At 74.1% G+C, this 20,519-nt stretch carries 19 protein-coding genes and 1 pseudogene; 12 read left to right on the top strand and 8 right to left on the bottom strand.

Annotation, left to right across the window (positions count from 1 at the left end; translation table 11 throughout):
• Positions 1-74: 74 nt before the first annotated feature.
• Positions 75-455 (bottom strand): hypothetical protein, encoded by a 381-nt coding sequence (locus ASL10_RS03935; protein ID WP_157485225.1) that lies wholly within the window; start codon positions 453-455, stop codon positions 75-77.
• Positions 456-565: 110 nt separating this feature from the next.
• On the opposite strand from ASL10_RS03935, the gene ASL10_RS03930 reads away from it, so the two are divergent.
• From ASL10_RS03930 to ASL10_RS03915, 4 genes are all read left to right on the top strand, one after another.
• Complete coding sequence (locus ASL10_RS03930; RefSeq protein ID WP_056044459.1) at positions 566-2,722, top strand: serine hydrolase; 2,157 nt, start codon at positions 566-568, stop codon at positions 2,720-2,722.
• Positions 2,722-4,281, top strand: a complete 1,560-nt coding sequence (locus ASL10_RS03925) for a histidine kinase (RefSeq protein WP_082460125.1) — start codon at positions 2,722-2,724, stop codon at positions 4,279-4,281. The genes ASL10_RS03930 and ASL10_RS03925 overlap by 1 nt, the downstream gene beginning before the upstream one ends.
• Positions 4,278-5,087, top strand: coding sequence for a response regulator transcription factor (locus ASL10_RS03920; RefSeq protein ID WP_056044457.1), 810 nt, complete (start codon positions 4,278-4,280; stop codon positions 5,085-5,087). Before ASL10_RS03925 ends, ASL10_RS03920 begins: the two co-directional genes overlap by 4 nt.
• 190 nt (positions 5,088-5,277) lie before the next feature.
• A complete protein-coding gene (locus ASL10_RS03915) occupies positions 5,278-5,976 on the top strand; it encodes a hypothetical protein (RefSeq protein WP_056044455.1) in 699 nt (232 codons plus the stop codon).
• A gap of 126 nt (positions 5,977-6,102) precedes the next feature.
• On the opposite strand, the gene ASL10_RS03910 is transcribed toward ASL10_RS03915, so the two are convergent.
• On the bottom strand, positions 6,103-6,414 hold the full coding sequence (locus tag ASL10_RS03910) for a hypothetical protein (RefSeq protein ID WP_056044453.1): 312 nt from the start codon (positions 6,412-6,414) through the stop codon (positions 6,103-6,105).
• Between the two features lie 204 nt (positions 6,415-6,618).
• Here ASL10_RS03910 and ASL10_RS03905 point away from each other — a divergent pair, with 204 nt between their 5' ends.
• Both ASL10_RS03905 and rlmC read left to right on the top strand, forming a co-directional pair.
• Entirely contained in the window at positions 6,619-7,344 is a 726-nt protein-coding gene (locus ASL10_RS03905) for a sulfite exporter TauE/SafE family protein (protein WP_056044452.1), read from the top strand.
• Between the two features lie 67 nt (positions 7,345-7,411).
• Entirely contained in the window at positions 7,412-8,596 is a 1,185-nt protein-coding gene (gene rlmC / locus ASL10_RS03900; protein ID WP_056044450.1) for a 23S rRNA (uracil(747)-C(5))-methyltransferase RlmC, read from the top strand.
• 109 nt (positions 8,597-8,705) lie between these two features.
• Here rlmC and ASL10_RS03895 read toward each other — a convergent pair whose 3' ends face one another.
• The 4 genes from ASL10_RS03895 to ASL10_RS03880 form a co-directional block, all read right to left on the bottom strand.
• Positions 8,706-9,527, bottom strand: a complete 822-nt coding sequence (locus ASL10_RS03895; RefSeq protein WP_157485224.1) for a hypothetical protein — start codon at positions 9,525-9,527, stop codon at positions 8,706-8,708.
• Positions 9,528-9,619: 92 nt separating this feature from the next.
• Positions 9,620-10,972, bottom strand: a complete 1,353-nt coding sequence (locus tag ASL10_RS03890; protein ID WP_056044446.1) for an alpha-amylase family glycosyl hydrolase — start codon at positions 10,970-10,972, stop codon at positions 9,620-9,622.
• A gap of 77 nt (positions 10,973-11,049) precedes the next feature.
• A complete protein-coding gene (locus tag ASL10_RS03885) occupies positions 11,050-11,409 on the bottom strand; it encodes a hypothetical protein (RefSeq protein ID WP_056044444.1) in 360 nt (119 codons plus the stop codon).
• Positions 11,410-11,459: 50 nt separating this feature from the next.
• Complete coding sequence (locus tag ASL10_RS03880; RefSeq protein WP_056044441.1) at positions 11,460-12,458, bottom strand: iron-siderophore ABC transporter substrate-binding protein; 999 nt, start codon at positions 12,456-12,458, stop codon at positions 11,460-11,462.
• A gap of 131 nt (positions 12,459-12,589) precedes the next feature.
• Between ASL10_RS03880 and ASL10_RS03875 the strand changes: the two genes are divergently transcribed.
• Genes ASL10_RS03875 through ASL10_RS03860 form a run of 4 tightly spaced genes read left to right on the top strand, consistent with a single transcriptional unit; the run spans position 12,590 to position 16,418 of the window.
• The gene (locus ASL10_RS03875) at positions 12,590-13,651 is read left to right on the top strand and encodes an iron ABC transporter permease (protein WP_056044439.1); all 1,062 of its coding nucleotides are present in this window, start codon (positions 12,590-12,592) and stop codon (positions 13,649-13,651) included.
• Positions 13,648-14,748: an iron chelate uptake ABC transporter family permease subunit gene (locus tag ASL10_RS03870; protein ID WP_235452375.1), complete on the top strand. Its 1,101-nt coding sequence runs from the start codon at positions 13,648-13,650 to the stop codon at positions 14,746-14,748. Before ASL10_RS03875 ends, ASL10_RS03870 begins: the two co-directional genes overlap by 4 nt.
• The gene (locus ASL10_RS03865; RefSeq protein ID WP_056044437.1) at positions 14,745-15,542 is read left to right on the top strand and encodes an ABC transporter ATP-binding protein; all 798 of its coding nucleotides are present in this window, start codon (positions 14,745-14,747) and stop codon (positions 15,540-15,542) included. The genes ASL10_RS03870 and ASL10_RS03865 overlap by 4 nt, the downstream gene beginning before the upstream one ends.
• A 42-nt stretch (positions 15,543-15,584) precedes the next feature.
• Positions 15,585-16,418, top strand: a complete 834-nt coding sequence (locus ASL10_RS03860) for an SDR family NAD(P)-dependent oxidoreductase (RefSeq protein WP_056044436.1) — start codon at positions 15,585-15,587, stop codon at positions 16,416-16,418.
• A gap of 106 nt (positions 16,419-16,524) precedes the next feature.
• Here ASL10_RS03860 and ASL10_RS03855 read toward each other — a convergent pair whose 3' ends face one another.
• Together ASL10_RS03855 and ASL10_RS15910 are read right to left on the bottom strand one after the other, a co-directional pair.
• Entirely contained in the window at positions 16,525-16,869 is a 345-nt protein-coding gene (locus ASL10_RS03855) for a ribonuclease E inhibitor RraB (RefSeq protein WP_056044434.1), read from the bottom strand.
• 20 nt (positions 16,870-16,889) lie between these two features.
• Positions 16,890-17,042, bottom strand: coding sequence for a hypothetical protein (locus tag ASL10_RS15910; protein ID WP_157485223.1), 153 nt, complete (start codon positions 17,040-17,042; stop codon positions 16,890-16,892).
• A gap of 240 nt (positions 17,043-17,282) precedes the next feature.
• Here ASL10_RS15910 and ASL10_RS03850 point away from each other — a divergent pair, with 240 nt between their 5' ends.
• Both ASL10_RS03850 and ASL10_RS03845 read left to right on the top strand, forming a co-directional pair.
• Complete coding sequence (locus ASL10_RS03850) at positions 17,283-18,770, top strand: alpha/beta hydrolase (protein ID WP_056044432.1); 1,488 nt, start codon at positions 17,283-17,285, stop codon at positions 18,768-18,770.
• Positions 18,767-20,335, top strand: a pseudogene (locus tag ASL10_RS03845) (GMC family oxidoreductase); the annotation flags it as partial. The gene ASL10_RS03850 and the pseudogene ASL10_RS03845, both read left to right, overlap by 4 nt.
• Between the last annotated feature and the right edge of the window lie 184 nt (positions 20,336-20,519).

The following is a 20,519-nucleotide window of genomic DNA, read 5'->3' as shown; positions in this document are numbered from 1 at the left end:
GATCCCGGTGGACCCCGCCTCGTGCTCACGCACGGGGCGGGGTTTTTCCGTTGCCGCCCGGGGCCGGCCCGGGGTCAGGGGGTGCGGCGGCGGCGACCGGCGGAAGGCTCGGGAGGCGCGGCGGGCGGCCACGGGTCGGGCTCGGCTGCACTGCGGGCGATGAGCGCGCGGACGTCGGCGTCGTGCTGCAGCGTCCACGCCACGGCCGAGTTCAGCGACGACGCCGTGTGCAACCAGGGCCGACGCCCGCCCTCGTCGCGACAGTGGGCGTAGACGTCGAACGCGAAGCCGCCCGTGACCGGCCGCTGGCGCACGTAACCGAGCGGAGCCGCCTCGCCCTGCCGGATCAGCCACAGCCCCTGCCCGCCCGGGATCGGCGGGATCGCGCACGGATGCTCGGCCGGCGGCTTGCGCAGTGCCGCCCGCGCGTTCTCGAACTTCGTCTGCACGCCCATGTCGGCGACCGTAGGCGCGACCACCGACGCCCGGCGTACGACGAAAGTCGTACGCCAGGTCCCGACTCCTGCACCCGGTGCCGCGGCGGCGCAGCCGCGAGCGTAGAGGCATGATCACGACACCGACCCGAGAAGCCCCTCCGTCCCGACGGCGCCACCCGCGCCTCCTCGTCCGCACGACCCGCACGACCCGTCTCGCCGCCGCCGCGGCCGTCGTCGCCCTGGGCGTCACGCTCGCCGGGTGCGCGTCCGGGGCGACGGGCGCGACCGCCGACCCCGCGCCTCCTGCACCGCCTCAGCACCAGCCCGGCGGTCACTCGCTCACGCAGGACGACGTCGACACGTGGCTCGACGGCGCCGTCGGATCTGCGCTGCAGACGAGCGGCATCCCGGGGGCGACCGTGTCGGTCGTCGCCGACGGGAAGCTGCTGACCGCCCGCGGCTACGGCATGGCCGACACCGGCACCGGCGAGACGCCCGCCGAGGCGGTCGACCCCGAGCGCACGCTGTTCCGCGTCGGCTCGGTGTCGAAGGTGGTCTCGGCCACCGCGATCATGCAGCTCGTCGAGAAGGGCGACCTCGACCTCGACGCCGACGTGCAGCAGTACCTCGACTTCGACCTCGACACCCCGAAGGGCGCCGTCACCCTGCGGCACCTGCTCACCCACACGGCCGGCTTCGAGGAGGTCATCGCGGGGCTGATCGGCACGCCCGGCAGCGAGAAGACGCTGCGCGAGGCCGTCTCGGAGGCGCCTCCCGCCCAGGTGTTCACGCCCGGCACCACCCCGGCGTACTCCAACTACGGAGCCACCCTGGCCGGGTACGTCGCCGAGCGCGTCAGCGGCGTCCCGTTCGCCGACCTGCTGCAGCAGGACGTCTTCGACCGTGCGGGCATGACCTCGTCGTCGTTCGCCCAGCCGTTGCCCGCCGACCTCGACGCCCGCCTGGCGCACGGCTACCCGGACGACTCGAAGCCCGCCGTCGCCACCGAGGTCGTCAACGCGGCCCCGGCCGGTGCGATGTCGGCCACCGCGACCGACATGGCCCGCTTCATGCTCGCCCAGCTGGGCGACCTGCCGGACGACCAGGCGCTGCTGCAGCCCGACACGCTCGCCGAGATGCACCGTCCCGCCCTCGACGCCGACGACCTCGGCACGCTCGTGGCCGGCCAGCGCATGGACCTCGCGTTCTTCGACGACAGCACGCCCGGCCTGGCCGCCTTCGGTCACGACGGCGACACGCAGGTCTTCCATTCGGCGATGCGGATGTTCCCCGAGCACGACACCGGCATCTTCCTCAGCATGAACGGCAGCGGACGATCGGCCACGGCCTCCCTCGACCTGCGCACCACGGTGCTGCAGGGGTTCGCCGACCGGTACCTGCGTGACGCGGCGACCGCGGACTCGACCGACCCGGCCGACGCGGCAGACGCGGCCGACGCGGCCAGCCGAGGAGGCGCGGGCACGGTCGACGGCGACGCCTCCGACGGCCCCGTGGCCGCCGACCTGGCCGGCACGTACCTCTCGTCGCGCTCCCCCGTCACCAACCCCGGCGCCCTGCTCGCCCTGAGCGGTCAGACCACGATCGTCCCCCGCTCCGACGGCACGGTCGCCGTCACGCCGAAACCCCTCGGCATGACCACCGGCGTCTACGAGAAGGTCGGGACCGACCTGTGGCGCGAGGTCGGCGGGGACGCCCTGCTCGCGACGCGGACCACCGACACCGAGGGGGACGCGTCCGTCGAGGCGATCTCGTGGGGCGCCTCCTTCACCATGCTGCGGGCGCAGCCCTGGCAGGCGGCGTCGGCCGTGCTGCCGAGCGTGGTCCTGGCCGTCGTGGTGCTGCTCGCCTCGATGATCGTCTGGCCGGCCACCGCCCTCCCCGGTGTGGGACGCCGACGTCGGGACCTCCGGGCCGGCCTGTCGACCGGGTCGGCGACCACCACTCCGCGTCGCCGCGACCGCACCCTGTTGCTGTCGCGTCTGGGACAGGCGTCGACGCTGCTGGCCCTCGTCGGCTGGGCGGTCGTCGCGGTGCAGGCCATGTCGTTCGCCGAGGTGTCGGCCGTCACCCTGCGGGTCCTCCAGGGGCTGCAGCTGCTCGGCGTCGTCGCGATCGTGCCGGCCGCCCTGGTCGCCTGGCGGGCCGTGCGCGACCGTCGCGGCTGGGCCGTGGTGACCGGACGCGTGCTCGTCCTCGCGTCGCTCGTCGTGCTCGCCGGCTTCGCCTTCGGCTTCCGCCTCATCGCCCCGAGCGTGAGCTTCTGATGACCCGCCCCCAGCGCGACACCCTGGCCGACGGTGCACAGCCGTCGTCGGCCCGGGGCCGGGAGGCCCGCGGCACCTGGCATGCTCGGACGGTGACCACGACCCCCGACACCTCGCCCGCTCCGGGCGGTCCGCGCGGCCAGGCCGGTTCGGCCGGGCCCGGGATGGCGTCGGTGCGCCGCGTCCTCGACCGGCTGGGCGTGCACACGGTGCTCGGCCGCGACGTCGCCCTCGCCGCCGTCTGGGCGCTCGTCACGGTCGCCTTCCTGGCCACGCTGCTGGCCGCGGGCGAGTTCTACGGTGCGAACCGCAGCATCCCGACCGCCCAGATCGTCGCCGTGATCGTGCTGGCGCTCGTCCAGCACGTGCCCCTGGCACTCCGGCGCGTCCGTCCCGTCACGGCCCTGCTCGCGGTCGCCGTCCTGCAGGCCGCCCTGCTCGCCGTGCTGCCGACCGGCCTCGCCCTGTGGACGGCCGCCCCCGTCGTCACGGCCTACACGGTCGCCACCCTGCGGCCGACCCGGGACGTCGTCGGGGCGGTGCTCGCCGCCGTGGGCATCGAGGCCGTCGGTGCCGCCGTCGGGGCGTCGGCGATCGTCAAGGACCAGCTGGGCGCCCCCGCCGGGCTCGGCGAGGTCGGCGTCGTCGTCGAGGCGCTCGCCCTCGTGTCCAGCGCCGTGCTGATCAACGGCGTGAGCGCCGCCGTCGGCTCGTGGGTGGCCCTGCGCCGCGCCCACGACCGCGACGCCCGGGCCCGCGCGGCCGAGAGCGTCGAGCACCAGGCGACGCTCACCCGGGCCGCGGTCGCCGCCGAGCGCACCCGCATGGCCCGTGAGCTGCACGACGTCGCCGCGCACCACCTCACCGGGCTCGTCGTGCAGGCCGGTGCCGCCGAACGCCTCGTCGACGGCGACCCCGAGCGCGCCAAGGAGTCCCTCCGCAGCGTCCGGGCCCAGGGCCGCGAGACCCTCGACGCGCTGCGGTCGATCGTGGGCATCCTCCGCGAGACGGGCGACGGACCGAGCGGCACCGTGCCGGTCCCCGGTCTCGGCGACGTGGCCGACCTCGTCGACCAGGCCCGCGCCTCCGGGGCCGTCGTCGACTCGCACGTCGACGGGACGCTGCCGTCGCTGGCCCCGCTCGCCGACGTCACGGCCTACCGCACCGTGCAAGAGGCGCTCGTCAACGCCCGTCGGCACGCGCCGGGGGCGACGGTCGAGCTGCACCTGACCGCGACGGCCGGGTCCCTCGTGATCGTCGTCGAGAACGACCTGCCCGTGGCTCGCGACACGTCGGGGGGCGGCGGCTTCGGGCTGGTCGGCATGCGTGAACGGGCCGACCTGATCGGTGGGCGGCTCGACACCGGAGCGACCGCCGACGGCCGCTGGCGAGTGCGACTCGAGCTGCCGGTCGAGGCCGAGGCCTCGGCGGAGGCCCCGGCGGGCGGGCCGTCGGCGACCGCTGCGGCGTCCGGGGCCGACGGCGGGGCCGCCTCGGGGCCCACCTCGGGGCTCCGGCCGGGGCCGGACACGGGGACCACCGGCGGGGGTGCCGAGTGATCCGGGTCGTGCTGGTCGACGACCAGGCGATCGTGCGTACCGGGTTCCGGGTCGTGCTCGAGACGGCGGGCGGCATCGAGGTCGTCGGCGAAGCCTCCGGGGGGCGTGAGGCGGTCGACGTCGTGCGACGCACCCGACCCGACGTCGTCGTCATGGACGTGCGCATGCCCGGCGGCGACGGCATCGAGGCGACGCGGGCGATCGTCGACGCCCGGGACGGGGTCGACGGCGTAGGGCTCGAGGGCAGCAGGTTGGAGAGCGGCGGGCTCGACGGGGGCAGGCTTGACGGCGTCGGGCTCGACGGCGGCGGCTCCGGGGGCAGCGGCCGCGGCGCCGGACCCGGGACCGCCGACGGGCAGGAGGCGCGGGTCGGCTCGGCGGGCGCCCCCGCGGTCCTCGTCGCCACGACCTTCGACCTCGACGAGTACGTGTTCGGCGCCCTCGAGGCCGGTGCGAGCGGGTTCGTGCTGAAGGACGTCGAGCCCGACGAGTTCGTCGGCGCCGTGCGGGCACTCGCATCAGGGCGGGCCGCGATCGACGGTGCCACCACGCGGCGGGTGATCGCCGAGTTCACCCGACGCCGGCGGGCATCGGCGGTCGAGCCGTCGCCCGACGTCCTGACGGAGCGCGAGCGCGAGCTCGTCCGTCTGCTCGGCGAGGGGCTCTCGAACGACGAGATCGGCGAGCGCCTGGTGGTCGAGACGAGCACGGTCAAGTCACACCTCACCCGCATCACGACCAAGCTCGGCACCCGAGACCGCCTGCAGACCGTCGTCTGGGCCTACCGCTCGGGCCTGCTGCCCTGAGCCCGGGGCCGAGGCCGATCGGCCTCCCGTCATCGGCCCGGGTCGCACCACGAACCGGACGTCGCACCGCCGATCTCGACGGTGCGACGTCCGGTCCGCGGTGCGACGCGCGGGCCCGAGCAGCATCACGACCCGCTGGTAGCCTCGGGGCGTCGCGGGACCACGGGGGTGCCCGGACGGAGGGGACGACATGTCGATCAGGACCACGCTGCCCGTCGGGGCCGCCACTCTCGTGTTGCTGTTGACCGGGTGCTCAGGGGGTGCCGGCGACGAGCCGACCACGACGCCGAGCGCCACCACCACGGCGAGTCCGTCGGCCACGGCGACTGCCGACGCCTCGTCGGCCGCCCTCTCGGACGCCGAACTGGCGTCCGTCTTCACGGGCATCCAGTTCGTGCCCGACGAGTTCGACACGACCGACCAGCTGCTCGACTCGGTCTACCCGGGGCTGACCGCGAGCGACCCGAGCTGCCTCGCCCCGTTCGGCGTCGGCTGGGACGACGCCGCCCCCGACGGCGCGCTCGAGTTCGGCACGAGCAACGACCGCTCGATGACCACCGTCGTCGCGAGCACGGGTGACGACGACGCGGCTTCGGCCCTGGTCGCCGAGGCGTCCGACGCCCTGACCCGCTGCGCGGACGGAACCGCCCTCTTCACGATGCAGGGCCAGCCCGTGCAGACCACGGTCGAGACCACCGAGCCGACCCTCACGGGCACCGACGAGTCGCTCGGCTGGCGCGTCACGGGCACCGTCGGCGGCGGCAGCTTCACCCTGGTCGGCCTGACCGCCCGCGTCGGCGGGGAGGCCGTCGCGGTCGTCGGCTGGGACCCGTCGTCGAACGCCACGAACGTGCCGCTCGCGACCCAGATGTTCGTCGACGCCCTCTAGTCGGGCCTGCCCGGAGCCGTCACCGCACCGACGTCGGCCGTGCTGACGAGGCACCGCCGAGTGGACAGGACGCCGCGGCGTTCGGCGGTGTCCTGTCCACTCGGCGGTGTCGCAGGGGCGGGGCGGTCAGGCGACGGGCTCGACGAGCGTGACGTGCTGCGTCGCCACCCGCACGGGCTGGCCGGCGAACGCCGCGGCCCGCGCCTCGGACTGCAGGTAGGCGGCCTCGACCTCGGCGAACCGTGCAGCGTCGCCGGGGGTGCTGACGGCCCAGACGAACTGGTTGGCGTCACGGTCCGCGTAGGCGAACTCGATCGCGAAGCCCTCGGACAGCCGGGCGGGGATCAGCGTCGAGGTGAACCAGGCGACGAAGTCGTCGAGCACCCCCTCGACGAGCTCGTAGCGGCGCAACTGGACGGTCTTCGACGAGTCGGTCATGCCGCCACCCTACTGACGCCGCCCCTCTGCCCTGCCCCAGCCCCAGCCCCAGCCCCAGCCCCCACAGCACCACGAGATGGCCACCGCACCACGACTAGTCCTGGCGCTGTGGCCATCTCCTGGCGCCATGCCGACCCGGCCCGGCACGCCCGGCACAGCCCGGCACGGCGCAGCCCGGCCCGGCACGCCGGGTAGCGTGGCGGCGTGACCCCGCTGACGCTCGCCCTCGCCGCCGCGGCCATCGTGGTCGGCGCCCTCACGCAGCGCATGGCGGGCATCGGCTTCGCGCTCACCGCCGCACCCCTCCTCGTGGTGGTGCTCGGCCCCGAGGCCGGCGTCTCGGTCGGCAACGCCCTCGCCGCCGTGCTCGCGCTGGTCGTGCTGGCGAGCACCTGGCGCACGGTGCGGTGGCGGACGGCGGCCCTCCTCGTCCTGCCCGCCCTCGTGACGATCCCGATCGGCGCGTGGGTCGTGCAGACCGCCCCGACCGGTCCGCTGACCATCGCGGTGGGCGCCCTGGCCCTGGTCGGGGTGCTCGTGATGGCGTTCTCGAGCCGCGCGCGCCTCCTGCCCGGCCGCGTCGGCGCCGTGGCCGCGGGCGCCCTCGGCGGCTTCATGAACGTCACGGCCGGCGTCGGCGGTCCGGCGCTGACGGTGCACGCCACCAGCGACCGCTGGCCCCGGGAGGTCTTCGTCGGCACCGGCCAGGTGTTCCTGCTGGCGATCAACCTGACCTCGGTGCTGACGAAGGGCATCCCGTCCGAGCCGGTCCCCGTCTGGGCGGGAGCCCTCGGCCTGCTGTTCGTCGGCGCCTTCGTCGGACACCACCTCAGCAAGGTCGTCCCGGCCCGGGTCGGCCGCATCCTCGTCCTGACGCTCGCGGCCGTCGGCAGCGCCCTCGCCCTCGTGCGCGGCATCACCCAGCTCTGACCCGGCCGCACCCAGCCGAGGAGGCGCGGGTCGCCACCCCACGCCCCTCGCCTAGACTCGGCCCGCCATGCAGTGCGACTACTTCGACGCGGGGCTGTGCCGTTCGTGCACGCTCCTCGACCGCCCCTACCCGGTCCAGGTCGCCGAGAAGGAGGCGCGCGTCCGCGACCTCCTCGGCGAGAGCCATGCGCCCTCGGCCTGGCTGCCGACGCTGACCGGCCCCGAGTCGGGGTTCCGCAACAAGGCGAAGATGGTCGTCGGCGGCACGATCGACGAGCCGACGCTCGGCATCCTCGACGGCCGCGGGCAGGGCGTCGACCTGCGCGGCTGCGGGCTGCACACGTCAGGAATCCAGGAGGCGCTGCCGACGCTGGCGGCGTTCGTGACCCGGGCGCGCCTCCTGCCCTACGACGTCCCGCGACGCCGCGGCGAGGCGAAGTACGTGCACGTCACCGAGTCGCCCTCGGGCGAGCTGATGGTGCGCTTCGTGCTGCGCAGCGAGCAGGCCCTGCCCCGGCTGCGGTCCGAACTGCCCTGGCTGCTCGAGGCCCTGCCCCGGGTCGCGGTCGTGTCGGTCAACCTGCTGCCCGAGCACAAGGCCGTGCTCGAGGGCACCGACGAGATCGTGCTGACCGACCGCGAGACGCTCACCATGCACCTCGGCGGGGTCGACCTCGAGCTGCGCCCCCAGAGCTTCTTCCAGACGAACACGGCGATCGCGGCCGGGCTGTACGCGCAGGCCGCCGAATGGGTCGACGCGATCGACCCGGCCACCGTGTGGGACCTCTACTGCGGCGTCGGAGGCTTCGCCCTGCACGTCGCGCGCCCGGGCGCCGGCCGCTCGAGTCGACACGCGTACCGCGAGGTCGTCGGCATCGAGACCAGCGAGGAGGCGGTGGCCAGCGCCCGGGGCAGCGCCCGTCGCGCAGGCCTCGAGCACGTGCGCTTCGCGGCGGACGACGCGACCCGGTTCGCGACGGGCGCGTCCGCGGGGGCGGGGCCCTCGGGTACCGGCACCGCGCCTCCGGAGCTCGTGATCGTCAACCCGCCGCGACGCGGCATCGGGGCGACGCTGGCCGGCTGGCTCGAGGGGTCGGACGTCGAGCACGTCGTCTACTCGAGCTGCAACCCCGTCACCCTGGCGAGCGATCTCGACGCGATGCCGTCGTTCGACGTGGTCGCCGCGCGCGTGTTCGACATGTTCCCGCAGACGCCGCACCTCGAGGCGATGGCCCTGCTGCGCCGCCGCTGAGCGCTCCCCGCCTCCCGACGACGAACCCCGTTCACGAAGATGAACCCTGCTTGAACCGGGTTCGTCTTCGTGAACGGGGTTCGCGGCGGACGCCCTGCCGGGCCGGGGCTCAGAGCACGACGGTGCTGCTGCGCCAGCCGAGCGAGTCGTCGCCCGTCTGCCACACGACGGTGAGGCCGCGGCCGGCCCCGCTCGACTCGCCGATCTCGGTCGTGAAGCGCTTGCCCGATCCGGCCGACACGGCCTCGATCGACGGCAGCTGCTGACCGTCGAGGAAGGCCCAGAGCGTGTCGGGGTAGCCGACGACGCTCGGCTCGGTCTGGTCCTGGCTCAACGGGCTGGCGAACGAGATCGACGCGGGGGCCGTGGTGTCGTACACCGCGCCTCCTGCGCTCTGGTCCTCGGCCCCGACGGCCGGGTTGTCCCACTCGTAGACCGAGTCGCCGGTCGGCGGCACGCCGGCGTCGTCGACGCGCAGGCCGTCGGCCGTCTCGCGCACGATCCAGGCGTCGGCGAGGTCGTCGGTCGTGGCGCTCACCAGCGTGAACGCGCCCTCGGGCCCCTCGGCCACGGCCAGGTCGGCGTCGACCAGGACCGAGGCCTCGTCGGGCGTCACCGTGCCGTCCACCGGCGAGTACTCGGCGAAGGTCCGCTCGGCGCCGTAGAACTGCTGCGCCTCGGGGGTCAGCAGGGCCCAGGCCGCCGCCGTGTCGCCGCCCGAGATCGCGTCGAGGTAGCGGACGACGAGCGCCTGCTCGGCCGAGTCCTGTTCGGAACCGGCGGGGGTCGCGCTCGTCGCGGGGGCGCTCGGCACGCCGGTCGCCGCGGCGGTCGGGGCCGTCACGGCGGGGTCGGAGGTGCATCCGGTGGCGGCGACCAGCGCACCGACGGCGAGGGTCGAGGTCATGAGTAGCTCTCGTGTCTTAGCCATGCGTGGCACGGTAGCGACGGCCCGCCCGGGTTCGTCGCGACTCCCAGGGGATGCCCACGAGCGTCGGAGGGACCCCGGAGGCGCGGGCCGGGTCAGGCGCGCGCGACGACCGCCCAGCCGTGCGGCCCCACCGACAGGACGTCGCCGTCGAGGCCCGCGTCCCGACCGGCCACCCACTCGCCCGGGGCCGGGTCGGCCACGCGCAGCTCGTCGTCGCCGAGGTTCAGCGCGACGACGAGCGACCGGCCCGCCCCGGCGCCCGTGACCTCGAGCACGAGCGACTCGTTCGCGACCGACACGGTGCGGCTGCGGGCGGTGTGCAGCCACGGGTGCCGACGTCGCACGCCGATCAGCTCCTGGTGCAAGGCGAGGACCTCGGGGAGGGCGTCCGGGACGCCGGCACCCGGAGCCTCGGCCGGCGCCGAGGGGAACGCCGGACGCACCGCGTCGTCGCCGCCGACCCGCGCCTCCTTGACGGCCCGCAGGCCGAACTCGTCCCCGTAGTAGACCGAGGGCGTACCGCCGAGGGTGAGGAGCAGCACGATCGCGTGGGCGTGGTGGCGGTCGTCGTCGATCTGGCTGGCGATGCGCGTGACGTCGTGGTTGCCGACGAAGGTCAGCGGCACGAAGTCGTCGAGGAACCCGTCGTGGCGCTGCAGCGCCCACTCGAGCTCGAACAGGTTGACCTCGGCCAGGGCGTGCCAGACGCCCTGCCACAGTTCGTACTGGGTCACCGAGTCGAGGCCTCCGTCACGGACGGCCGCCGCGTAGTCGCCGTGCAGCACCTCGCCCACGACGTACACGTCGGGGTGCCGTTCGCGGAGCGGCGGCAGCACGGTCGCCCAGAACGACGACGGCACCGAGTAGGCGGCGTCGAGCCGCCAGGCGTCGGCACCACGGTCGGCCCAGTACGTCAGGACGTCCGTGACCGTGCGGGCGACCTCGGGCGACGAGTGGTCGAGGGCGATGAGCCCGCCGTGCCCCTCGAAGGTGCCCAGGCTGCCGTCGTCCTCGCGCCGGAACAGGGAGGCCGCGCTCGAGTCGGGGTCGCGACGTGCCTCGACCAGCGCGGGGAACTCGGGGCCGACGTGGTTGAAGACGCCGTCGAGCATGACCTTGACGCCCTTCGCGTGGGCGGCCTCGATCAGGGTGACGAGGTCGGCCTCGGTGCCGAGGCGCGGGTCGACCGCGAACCAGTCGATGGTGTCGTAACCGTGGGTAGACGACGCGAAGACCGGCCCGAGGGCCAGGCCGTTGGCGCCGAGGGCCACCAGGTGGTCGAGCCACGGCACGAGATCGAGGAGGCGCGGTGCCGGCGAGCGGTCCGCTCCCGTCGTGTCCGCCCCGACGAACCCGAGGGGGTACACGTGCCACCACACGACGTGCTCGGTCCAGGAGGGGCCCGGCAGGGCGGTGGCCGTCGTCGGGGACTCGTGTTCGCTCATTCGCGCCACCCTAGTGACGGGCGGTCGTGAGGTGTCCCCCGCTCAACTCGCGAGGCTCAGCTCGCGGGGCGTCGGCGTCAGCTCGCGGGGCCGAGGAGGACGGCGAGCAGGGCGGCCGCGCCGCCGACGATGAAGAGCATCGTGCCGGCCTGCATCGTGCGGGTCTTGTTGCGGTCGGCCGTGGGGACGTCGACCTCGAGGATCGGGCAGCCCGACCACCCGATGAGCCCGACGCTCAGGGCGACCAACGCGGCACCGACCCAGAACAACGTCGCGAGCCCGGCCGAGAGGAGGGCGGGACGCCAGCCGGTCGCGAGCAGCAGCCCCATGGCCACCGCCACGCTGCCGACCGCGGCGACGAACCAGATCGTGCCGGTCCACATGATGCGTTGGACGTTCTTCTCGGGGGTCATCAGGTCGTGCAGCTCGTGGGTCACCAGAACATCTTTCACCCTCTGCAGCGATTCGGCCCGCACGGGTGCGGCGACTACTCCGTGGCGCCCTCGAGCAGCGGCACCAGCTGGTCGAGCGCGTACTGGCGCGAGAGCGCCGAACCGAGCGAGTACGCCGCGGCGACGTCGCCGTCGATGACGACGGCGTGGCCGTCCTGCACCGCCGACAGGGCCTTCCACTGCGGGTCGTCCGTGATCTCGGTGGTGTCGATGTAGATCGGGAAGGCCACGATGACGTCCGCGTCGATCTGGTCGAGCTGCTCGCTCGAGATCGACACCGAGAAGCCACCGGCGTTCGGGGACAGCGCCGAGATGGCGGGGTTCTGCTCGAAGCCGAGCTCCTCGAGCTGCTCGACCCGCTCGCTGTCCTCGACGTAGGCACCCCAGCCCTCGCTGGTCTTCGTGGCGGCGGTGATCGTCTTGCCCTTCCACTCGGGGTGGGCGTCGGCGACGGCCTCGACGGCCTTCTCGTTCTCGTCGACGAGCTGCTCACCCTTGGCCTCTTCACCGAGAGCCTTCGAGACGAGCTCCATCTGGTCCTCGAAGTCGGTCAGGTAGCTGTCGCCTCCCTCGGGCACGCCCACGGTCGGGGCGATGCTCGACAGACGGTCGTAGCGCTCCTGGTCGCCCGAGCTCTTCGTGTCGAGGATGACGTCGGGCTCGAGGGCCGCGATGGCCTCGTAGGAGGGCTCGAGGGTGCCGATGATCTCGGGGGCCTGGTCGTAGAGACCCTGTGCCCAGGGGCCGACGCCGTCGGCCTCGTCACCGAAGGCGAGCCAGTCCGAGGCCCCCACGGGTTGCACGCCCAGCGCGAGCGCCGTCTCGGCGTCGCCCCAGCCGAGCGCGACGACGCGCGTCGGCTTCTGGTCGATGGTGACCTCGCCGAACTTCGTGTCGATCGAGACGGGGAACGCGCCCGATCCGCCCGAGGCTCCGCCGCCGGCGGCGTCGTCCGGGTCGGCGTCGGCCGAGCAGCCGGCCAGGGCGAGGGTGGCTACCGCGACGGCGGCGGCGATCGAGAGTGACTTGCGCATGTGTTCCTCAGGGCTGTGACGTCGGTGCTGTGACGTGGTGTCGGGCGGAAGGTCGGGTGCGGGGGCGGGCCTGGACGGCGACGTGCGCCACTCGGCCGGACTCCAAGTGAGGGTAGCCTAAGCTAATCATCATGGCGATGCCCCGAGCGCTCACGGTCGGCCGTGCCCCGCGACCGACGCGGGGCTCCCGGCGCACCCGCACGCGCCTCCTCGCCCTCGTGGCCGCCCTGGCCCTGTTGGCCCTCGCCGTCGTGCTGGGACTCGCCGTCGGCGCGCGGCCGGTCGCGTTCGACGAGGTGCTGCGCATCCTCACCGGCGCCGCGAGCCGCGACACCGCCGACGCGACCGCCGTGCTCGACCTCCGCCTGCCGCGGACGGTCGCCGCGATCGTGGCCGGCGCCGGGCTCGGGGTCGCCGGGGCCGTCGTGCAGGCCGTGACGCGCAACCCGCTGGCCGACCCGGGCATCCTCGGCGTCACCTCGGGCAGCGCCTTCGCCGTCGCCCTCGCGGTCGGCTTCGCCGGGGTCACCTCGGCGAGCGGCTGGGTCTGGTTCTCGTTCGTCGGTGCGGGCCTCGCGACGGTCGCCGTCGCCCTGATCGGCGGCGCCGGACGAGGAGGCGGTGGTCCCGCCCGCCTGACCCTCGCCGGCCTCGCGCTCGGGTCGGTGCTCGCGGGGATCACCTCGTCGATCGTGCTGGCCGATCCCCGCCGTTTCGACGCCGTCCGCGCGTGGGAGGTCGGCTCGCTCGCCGACAGAGGCTGGGAGCCCGTGCTCACGGTGCTGCCCTTCGTGGCGGCCGGGGTCATCGTCGCCCTGATCGCCTCGCGCCCGCTCGACGCCGTCGCGCTCGGCGACGAGCACGCCGCCTCGGTCGGCGTCTCGGTGCCGGCCGTGCGGGTCGTCTCGTTGGTCGTCGTCACCCTGCTGGCCGGAGGCGCGACCGCGGTGGTCGGGCCCATCGCGTTCGTGGGGCTCATGGTCGCGCACGCCGCCCGCGGCATCGTCGGGCCAAGCCAGCCGTGGATCACCGCCCTCTCGGCCGTGCTCGGGCCGGTGCTGCTGCTGCTCGCGGACGTCCTCGGCCGCGTGGTCGCTCCCCCGGGCGAGCTGGCCGCGGGCCTCGTCACGGCCGCCGTCGGCGCCCCCGTGCTCATCGCGATCGCCCGACGCCGACGGGTGGGTGGCGCGTGACCGGGGGCACGGGGCCGGACACGCGCCCGACCCGGGGCACGGGCACGTCGTCGGGTACGCGGACGACGTCGGCCTCCCCGGGTGTCGGCCCGCGCCTCCTGCGCTCGTGGCGCTCGACCGGCGGGCGGCGACGCACGGCGACGCTGACGCTGGTCGTGGTGGCCGTCGTCGTCGCGATCGTCGCCCTCGGCATCGGCGACTACCCGCTCAGCCCGCCCCAGGTCGTGCGGGCGCTGTTCGGCGGCGACGGGTTCGCCTCGACCATCGTGCTGAACTGGCGGCTGCCGCGCGTTCTCGCGGCCCTCGTCTTCGGCGCCGCACTCGGCGTCTCGGGCGCCGTCTTCCAGTCCCTGACCCGCAACCCGCTGGGCTCGCCCGACGTGATCGGCTTCTCGACCGGCGCCTACACCGGGGCGATCGTCGTCATCGTGTCGGGTGCGGCCTCGGCGATCGGCACGGCGGCCGGCGCCCTGATCGGCGGGCTCGTCACCGCGCTGGTCGTCTACCTGCTGGCCTACCGTCGCGGCGTGCACGGGCTACGGCTGATCATCGTGGGCATCGGCGTCACGGCCCTGCTGCACTCGGTCAACAGCTGGTTGCTGCTGCGCGCGCAGAACGAGGTCGCCCTGACCGCGTCGTTCTGGGGGGCGGGCTCGCTCGCGCTGGTCGGCTGGAAGCAGCTCGTCCCGGCGCTGGTGCTGCTCGTCGTGCTGACCCCGCTGGTCATGGGGTTGTCGCGTCCCCTCCGGCAGCTCGAGCTCGGCGACGACGCCGCCCGGTCGCACGGCCTGGGCGCCGAGCGGTCGCGCCTGGCGCTCGTCGTCGTCGGCGTCGCGCTGACCGCCGTGGTGACCGCCAGCACCGGGCCGATCGCGTTCGTGGCCCTGGCCGCGCCGCAGCTGGCCCGACGCCTGGTGCGGTCGGCCGGGGTGCCGCTCGTCGCCGGCGGACTCGTCGGCGGGGTGCTCCTGCTGGTCGCCGACCTCGTCGCCCAGCACGTGGCCGCCAACCCGGTGCCGGTCGGCCTCGTCACCCTCGTGATCGGCGGGGTCTACCTGATCACCCTGCTCGTCTCGGAATCCCGGAGGTCCGCGTGAACGCCGACGACACCCGCCCCTCCCGCCTCGTGGCCCGCGGCGCGCACCTCGCCTACGACCGGCGAACGGTGAGCGAGGCCGTCGACGCCGACGTGCGCGACGGCTCGTTCACCGTCATCGTCGGGCCGAACGCCTGCGGGAAGTCGACCTTGCTGAGGGCCTTCGCGCGCCTCCTGAAGCCCCGGTCGGGGTCGGTCCTGCTCGACGGACGCGAGCTCGCGGGCGTGCCGGCGAAAGAGGTGGCGCGCATCGTCGGGTTGCTGCCCCAGACCTCGACCGCGCCCGACGGCATCACCGTCGCCGAACTCGTCGCCCGGGGCCGCTACCCGCACCAGGGGCTCTTCCGGCAGTGGACCGGCACCGACCGCGAGGCCGTCGACGCGGCCCTGGCCGAGACCGACCTCACCGAGCTGGTCGACGTGCCCGTCGACGAGCTGTCGGGCGGCCAGCGCCAGCGGGTGTGGGTCGCGATGGCGCTCGCGCAGCAGACCCCGGTGCTGCTGCTCGACGAGCCGACGACCTACCTCGACATCGCGCACCAGTACGACCTGCTCGACCTCTTCGCCCGGCTGCACGGGCAGGGCACGACCGTGGTCGCGGTGCTGCACGACCTCAACCAGGCCGCGCGGTACGCGACCGACCTGATCGTGATGGCCGACGGCGACGTGGTGGCGACGGGAACCCCGGCCGAGGTGCTGACCGAGCAGCTGGTGACCGACGTGTTCGACCTGCCCTGCGTCGTCGTGCCCGACCCCGTGACCGGGTCGCCGATGGTCGTGCCGCGCCGCCGCTGAGGTCGGGTGGGCCCCCGGGGCTCCTGCGAGCAGGATGGACCCATGAAGATCGAACTCGACGGCACCACCGCACTCGTCACCGGCTCGACCCAGGGCATCGGCTTCGCGATCGCCCGGGGGCTCGCCGCCGCCGGGGCCCGCGTCATCGTGAACGGACGCTCGACGGAGACCACGGGGGCGGCCCGGGCGCGCCTCCTCGACTCGCTGGCCGGCGACGCCGCCTTCGCGGCCCTCGACGCCGGGACCCGGGAGGCGCGGGTCGTCACGCTCGCGGCCGACCTGGCCACCGAGGCGGGCGCGCAGGCGGCGGTCGAGGCCTTCCCCGAGGTCGACGTGCTGGTGAACAACCTCGGCGTCTTCGGCTCGGCCGACGCGTTGAGCATCGACGACGACGAGTGGCGCCGCTACTTCGAGACGAACGTGCTCTCGGCCGTGCGCCTGACGCGGGCCTACCTGCCCGGCATGATGGAGCGCGGCTGGGGCCGGGTGCAGTACATCGCGAGCGACTCGGCGATCGTGACGCCGGTCGAGATGATCCACTACGGGGTGTCGAAGACGGCCCTGCTCGGGGTGTCGCGGGGGTTCGCGAAGGCGGCCGCCGGTTCGGGCGTGACGGTCAACAGCGTCATCGCCGGGCCGACGCACACGGGTGGCGTCGAGGAGTTCGTGCGCGAGCTGGTCGGCGACGACCTGCCCTGGGACGAGGCCCAGCACGAGTTCATGCTGAAGCACCGGCCGCAGTCGCTCATCCAGCGACTGATCGAGCCGGAGGAGATCGCCAACATGGTGGTCTACCTCAGCTCGCGCTTCGCCTCGGCGACGACGGGCGGGGCGCTGCGGGTCGACGGCGGCTACGTCGACGCGATCGTCCCGTAGGGCGGGAGGCGACGTCGAACCACCGACGTGGTGTCGAACCATGCACATCGGCGGTTCGACACCACCTCGGTGGTGCGACCCGGGGGCACAGGCGGGTGCAGGCGGGTCAGGCCTGGGCTTCGGCGATGACCTCGGCGCTCCAGCCGTCGTACCGACCGCCGGATCGCTGCACGACGTCGAACACCTCTCGGGTGAAGGTCACGGCGCGGTCGTCGTCGAGCGCGTCCTCCCGGCTGGCCCGGAGATCTGCCCCCAGCAGACCGTGCCGGGTGACCGTCGCGTCGTAGCCCGCCGTGCGGAGTTCGTCGGCCGCGCGTTCGGCAGCCGATCGGCGCGAGAAGTCGGCCGCGTGCGTGACGGTCCGTGCGAGGTCGAACCGATCACGGAGCTCGTGGCGGGTCACCAGCTGGGCGGCGCACCGCTGGAGGTGGACGACGAGTCCCTCGTCCATCGTCGTACCCCGGGCCCCGACTAGCGGGTGCGGGCGGCGGGACGTCCGCCGCGGCCCCGGCGGTCGGCACGAGGCGCACGGGTGGGCAACACCGCCGCGACCAGGAAGAAGACGATGCCGAAGATGACGACGATCGACCCGATGACCATGAGGGCGATGATGACGGTTTCCATCCGCCCATCCTCCCGGGCGGGCGGGGCGGGCACAAGGCGCGACTCCTGAGCATCCGCCGCCCGCGCCTCCTCGGGGTACGCCTCCCAGCGTCGGGACCACCCGCGGTGGGCAGTCAGTCGTACCACCGGCACGGTCCGCACGCCCTCATTCGGCCCGATGACGGTGGCGCGCCGTAGCGTCGAGTCCGCCGGGACGACGGGGGTCGTCGCCCGGCCCCACGTCTTCTCCGAGGAGTCCGAGTGACCAGCGACACCACCACACGCCCCACCCTGTTCTGCCTGCACGCGCTCGGCATGAGCCGGCTCGAGTACGGTCCCGTCACCGAGGCACTCGGCGACGACGTCGAGGTGGTCGCCCTCGACCTGCCCGGCTTCGGCGACGCCACCACGGCCGACGGGGTGACCGTCGACGACATGGTCCGTCAGGTCACCCGGCAGATCCGCCGGCACGGCGCCACCCGCTGGCTGCTCGTCGGTCACAGCATGGGTGGCAAGATCGCGTCGATCGTCGCCGCGCGCACGCTCGCCGGGCAGGGCGGGCTCTTCGGCCTCGCCGGGGTCGTGCTGCTCGCGGCGTCCCCGCCGTCACCCGAGCCCATGAGCGAGGCGAACCGCGAGCAGATGATCGCCGCGGCCGCCGACGGCCCGCTCGACGCCGACACGGCCCGCAGCTTCGTCGACGACAACGTCGGCGCTCCCCTGGCCACGCCGCTCGACGACCAGTCCCTCGCCGACCTGCACCGCACCTCCCCCGAGGCGTGGACCGCATGGTTCGACCGCGGCAGCCGCGAGGACTGGTCGGCCGAGGTCGGCACCCTCGACGTGCCCGCCCTGATCGTCGCCGGGGGCGCCGACGGGCCGTTGGGCGAGGACGCCCAGCGTCGCCTGAACGGCGCCGTCTACCCGCGTGCCACGCACCTCACCCTGGACGGCGCGGGGCACCTGTTGCCGCTCGAGCGCCCGACCGAGGTCGCTTCGGCCGTCCTCGACTTCTGGCGCGACGACGCGGGGCGGGCTCCGGTCATGTCGGACGACTTCGCCCGCGTCATCGCCTCGAGCCGCACCGCCTCGAACACCCGCGGCATCCTCGCCCGGCGCGCCGTCGCCGACGACCCGCGCTACGTCCCACAGGTGCTGACCGAGGCGCAGCTGACCACGTTGCGTGCCGTGGCCTCCCGCGTCGTGCCGCAGGACGACCCCGACCACTCGGTCGACCTCGCCGCGCGGGTCGACGCCCAGCTCGCCGCCGGCTACGGCGACGGCTGGCGCAACGCCGACCTGCCGAGCGACCCCGAGGCCTACGCGCTGGGCCTCGACGCCCTCGCCGACTTCACCGGCCTGACCTACGAGCAGCAGGACGAGCGGCTCGCCGCGATCGTCGCGGGCGATCCCGACGACGCCCTCGGGACCGTCGGCGACAGCGGTGGCGGCGACTCGCACCACGGCGGCGACCAGGACGACGCCGGGATGACCGGCGGCACCCCCGGGCGCACGGGGCAACCCAGCCCCGACGAGGCACACCCCTTCTCGGTCGAGCAGCTCACCGCGTGGTTCGAGGACTGCCGCGTCGACTTGGTCAAGCTCTGGCTCGCCCACCCCGCGACGATGGAACGCATCGGCTTCGACGGTTTCGCGAACGGCCGTGCCGGTCGCGCCCTGCAAGGATTCAGCCGGCTCGGTGCCGGCCAACGAGAGGGCTGGGAACCAGCCATGGAGGTCACCCGATGAAGCTCGACGGACAACGCACCTACGACGAGTCCGAGGTCGTCGACGCGGTCGTGATCGGAACCGGCGCCGGTGGCGCCCCGATCCTGGCGAAGCTCGCCCTGCAGGGCCTCTCGGTCGTCGCGCTCGAGGCCGGCCGCAACTTCGAGCCCGACGAGTACACGCAGGACGAGATCGAGGCCGTCAAGATCAACTGGATGGACGAGCGCCTCAGCGGCGGCGAGACCCCGACCGCGTTCGGCCAGAACAACAGCGGCAAGGGCGTGGGCGGTTCGACCCTGCACTGGGGCGCCTTCACCCCCCGTCCCGACGAGCGCGACCTCAAGCTCAAGTCCCTCACGGGCAAGGGCGAGGACTGGCCGGTCGACCACGCCGAGCTGATCGGGTACATCGAAGAGGTCGAGCACTTCGTCGGCGTCTCCGGCCCGACCGACTACCCGTGGGACCCGTCGCGGTCGTACCTGATGCCGCCGCCCGCCCGCAACGCGTCGAGCGACATGATGATCCGCGGGTGCGAGGCCCTGGGCATCCGGGCCACGGACGCCCCGGCGGCCCTGGTCAGCCGTGACTGGCGTCAGGAGCACGTCGGCACCCGCCCGGCCTGCGTCGGCTGCGGCAGCTGCCACCAGGGGTGCCGCAGCGGCGCCAAGGTCAGCATGGACACCAGCTACCTGCCGATGGCCGTCGCGAACGGGGCCGAGATCCGCCCCGAGTCGATGGTCACGGGGATCGAGCTCGACGAGGCCGGCGAGGTGTCGGCCGTGGTCTACGTCCGCGACGGCGTCGAGCACCGCCAGCGCACCGCCGCGCTCTTCCTCTGCGCGGGCGGCGTCGAGACCCCGCGCCTGCTGCTGCACACCGGGATCGCCAACAGCAGCGACCAGGTCGGCCGCAACTTCATGGCCCACGGCGCGACGCAGGTCTGGGGCACCTTCGACACCGAGATGCGCGGCTACCGCGGCTACCCGTCGTCGATCATCACCGAAGACACGATGCGGCCCGAGGGCGTCGACTTCGTCGGCGGCTACCTGATCCAGAGCCTCGGCGCCATGCCGTTGACGCTGGCGACGACCCTGGCCCGCGGTGCCGGCCTCTGGGGCCCCGAACTCGTGGAGGCGCTCGACGACTACCGCTTCATGGCCGGCGTCGGCATCAACGCCGAGTGCCTGCCGAGCGAACAGAACCGCCTGACGCTGTCCGACGAGGTCGACGAGTTCGGCATGCCCAAGGTCGTCGTCACCTTCACGCCCGGCGACAACGAGAAGGCGATCGACGATCACGCCGTCGAGACGATGACCGCGATCGTCGAGGCGGCCGGGGGTCGCGACATCCGCGTCCTGGCCCGCACGGCGCACACGATCGGCACCTGCCGCATGGGCACCGACCCGGCGACGGCCGTGGTCGACCCCGACGGGCGCAGCTTCGATGTGCCGAACCTCTGGATCGCCGACAACTCGGTCTTCCCGAGTGCCGTCGTCGCGAACCCCGCCCTGACGATCATGGCCCTCGGCCTGCGCACCGCCGACCGCTTCCTGGCGAGCGCCGGGCTGACGGGCACCGTCGCCGGCNAAGCGCGTCGGCGCGGACGTCTCGCGCGTCGTCGACGCGGCCTGACCTGCAGCACGCGACCCGCGCCTCCTGAGCTCCACCGCCCAGGAGGCGCGGGTCGCGTCGGCGAGGAACGCCCCCGTGGCGCCGTCGTTCGGCTGGTCGGGGTCGTCCTCCCGGCGCTCGGCGTGGTCCCCGAGACGG

This window comes from Frigoribacterium sp. Leaf8, from assembly GCF_001421165.1.
Lineage (GTDB): Bacteria > Actinomycetota > Actinomycetes > Actinomycetales > Microbacteriaceae > Frigoribacterium.
The sequence above is the reverse complement of the archived record's forward strand: the minus strand, read 5'-3'. Positions and strand labels throughout refer to the sequence as shown.

Bases quoted from the DNA above. Each gene is read 5' to 3' on its own strand.
- ASL10_RS03925 (WP_082460125.1), top strand. From the start codon at position 2,722: ATGACCCGCCCCCAGCGCGACACCCTGGCCGACGGTGCACAGCCGTCG.
- ASL10_RS03855 (WP_056044434.1), bottom strand. From the start codon at position 16,869: ATGGACGAGGGACTCGTCGTCCACCTCCAGCGGTGCGCCGCCCAGCTG.
- ASL10_RS15910 (WP_157485223.1), bottom strand. From the start codon at position 17,042: ATGGAAACCGTCATCATCGCCCTCATGGTCATCGGGTCGATCGTCGTC.
- ASL10_RS03875 (WP_056044439.1), top strand. From the start codon at position 12,590: ATGGCGATGCCCCGAGCGCTCACGGTCGGCCGTGCCCCGCGACCGACG.
- ASL10_RS03890 (WP_056044446.1), bottom strand. From the start codon at position 10,972: ATGAGCGAACACGAGTCCCCGACGACGGCCACCGCCCTGCCGGGCCCC.
- ASL10_RS03860 (WP_056044436.1), top strand. From the start codon at position 15,585: ATGAAGATCGAACTCGACGGCACCACCGCACTCGTCACCGGCTCGACC.
- rlmC (WP_056044450.1), top strand. From the start codon at position 7,412: ATGCAGTGCGACTACTTCGACGCGGGGCTGTGCCGTTCGTGCACGCTC.
- ASL10_RS03930 (WP_056044459.1), top strand. From the start codon at position 566: ATGATCACGACACCGACCCGAGAAGCCCCTCCGTCCCGACGGCGCCAC.
- ASL10_RS03880 (WP_056044441.1), bottom strand. From the start codon at position 12,458: ATGCGCAAGTCACTCTCGATCGCCGCCGCCGTCGCGGTAGCCACCCTC.
- ASL10_RS03895 (WP_157485224.1), bottom strand. From the start codon at position 9,527: ATGGCTAAGACACGAGAGCTACTCATGACCTCGACCCTCGCCGTCGGT.
- ASL10_RS03935 (WP_157485225.1), bottom strand. From the start codon at position 455: ATGGGCGTGCAGACGAAGTTCGAGAACGCGCGGGCGGCACTGCGCAAG.
- ASL10_RS03915 (WP_056044455.1), top strand. From the start codon at position 5,278: ATGTCGATCAGGACCACGCTGCCCGTCGGGGCCGCCACTCTCGTGTTG.
- ASL10_RS03910 (WP_056044453.1), bottom strand. From the start codon at position 6,414: ATGACCGACTCGTCGAAGACCGTCCAGTTGCGCCGCTACGAGCTCGTC.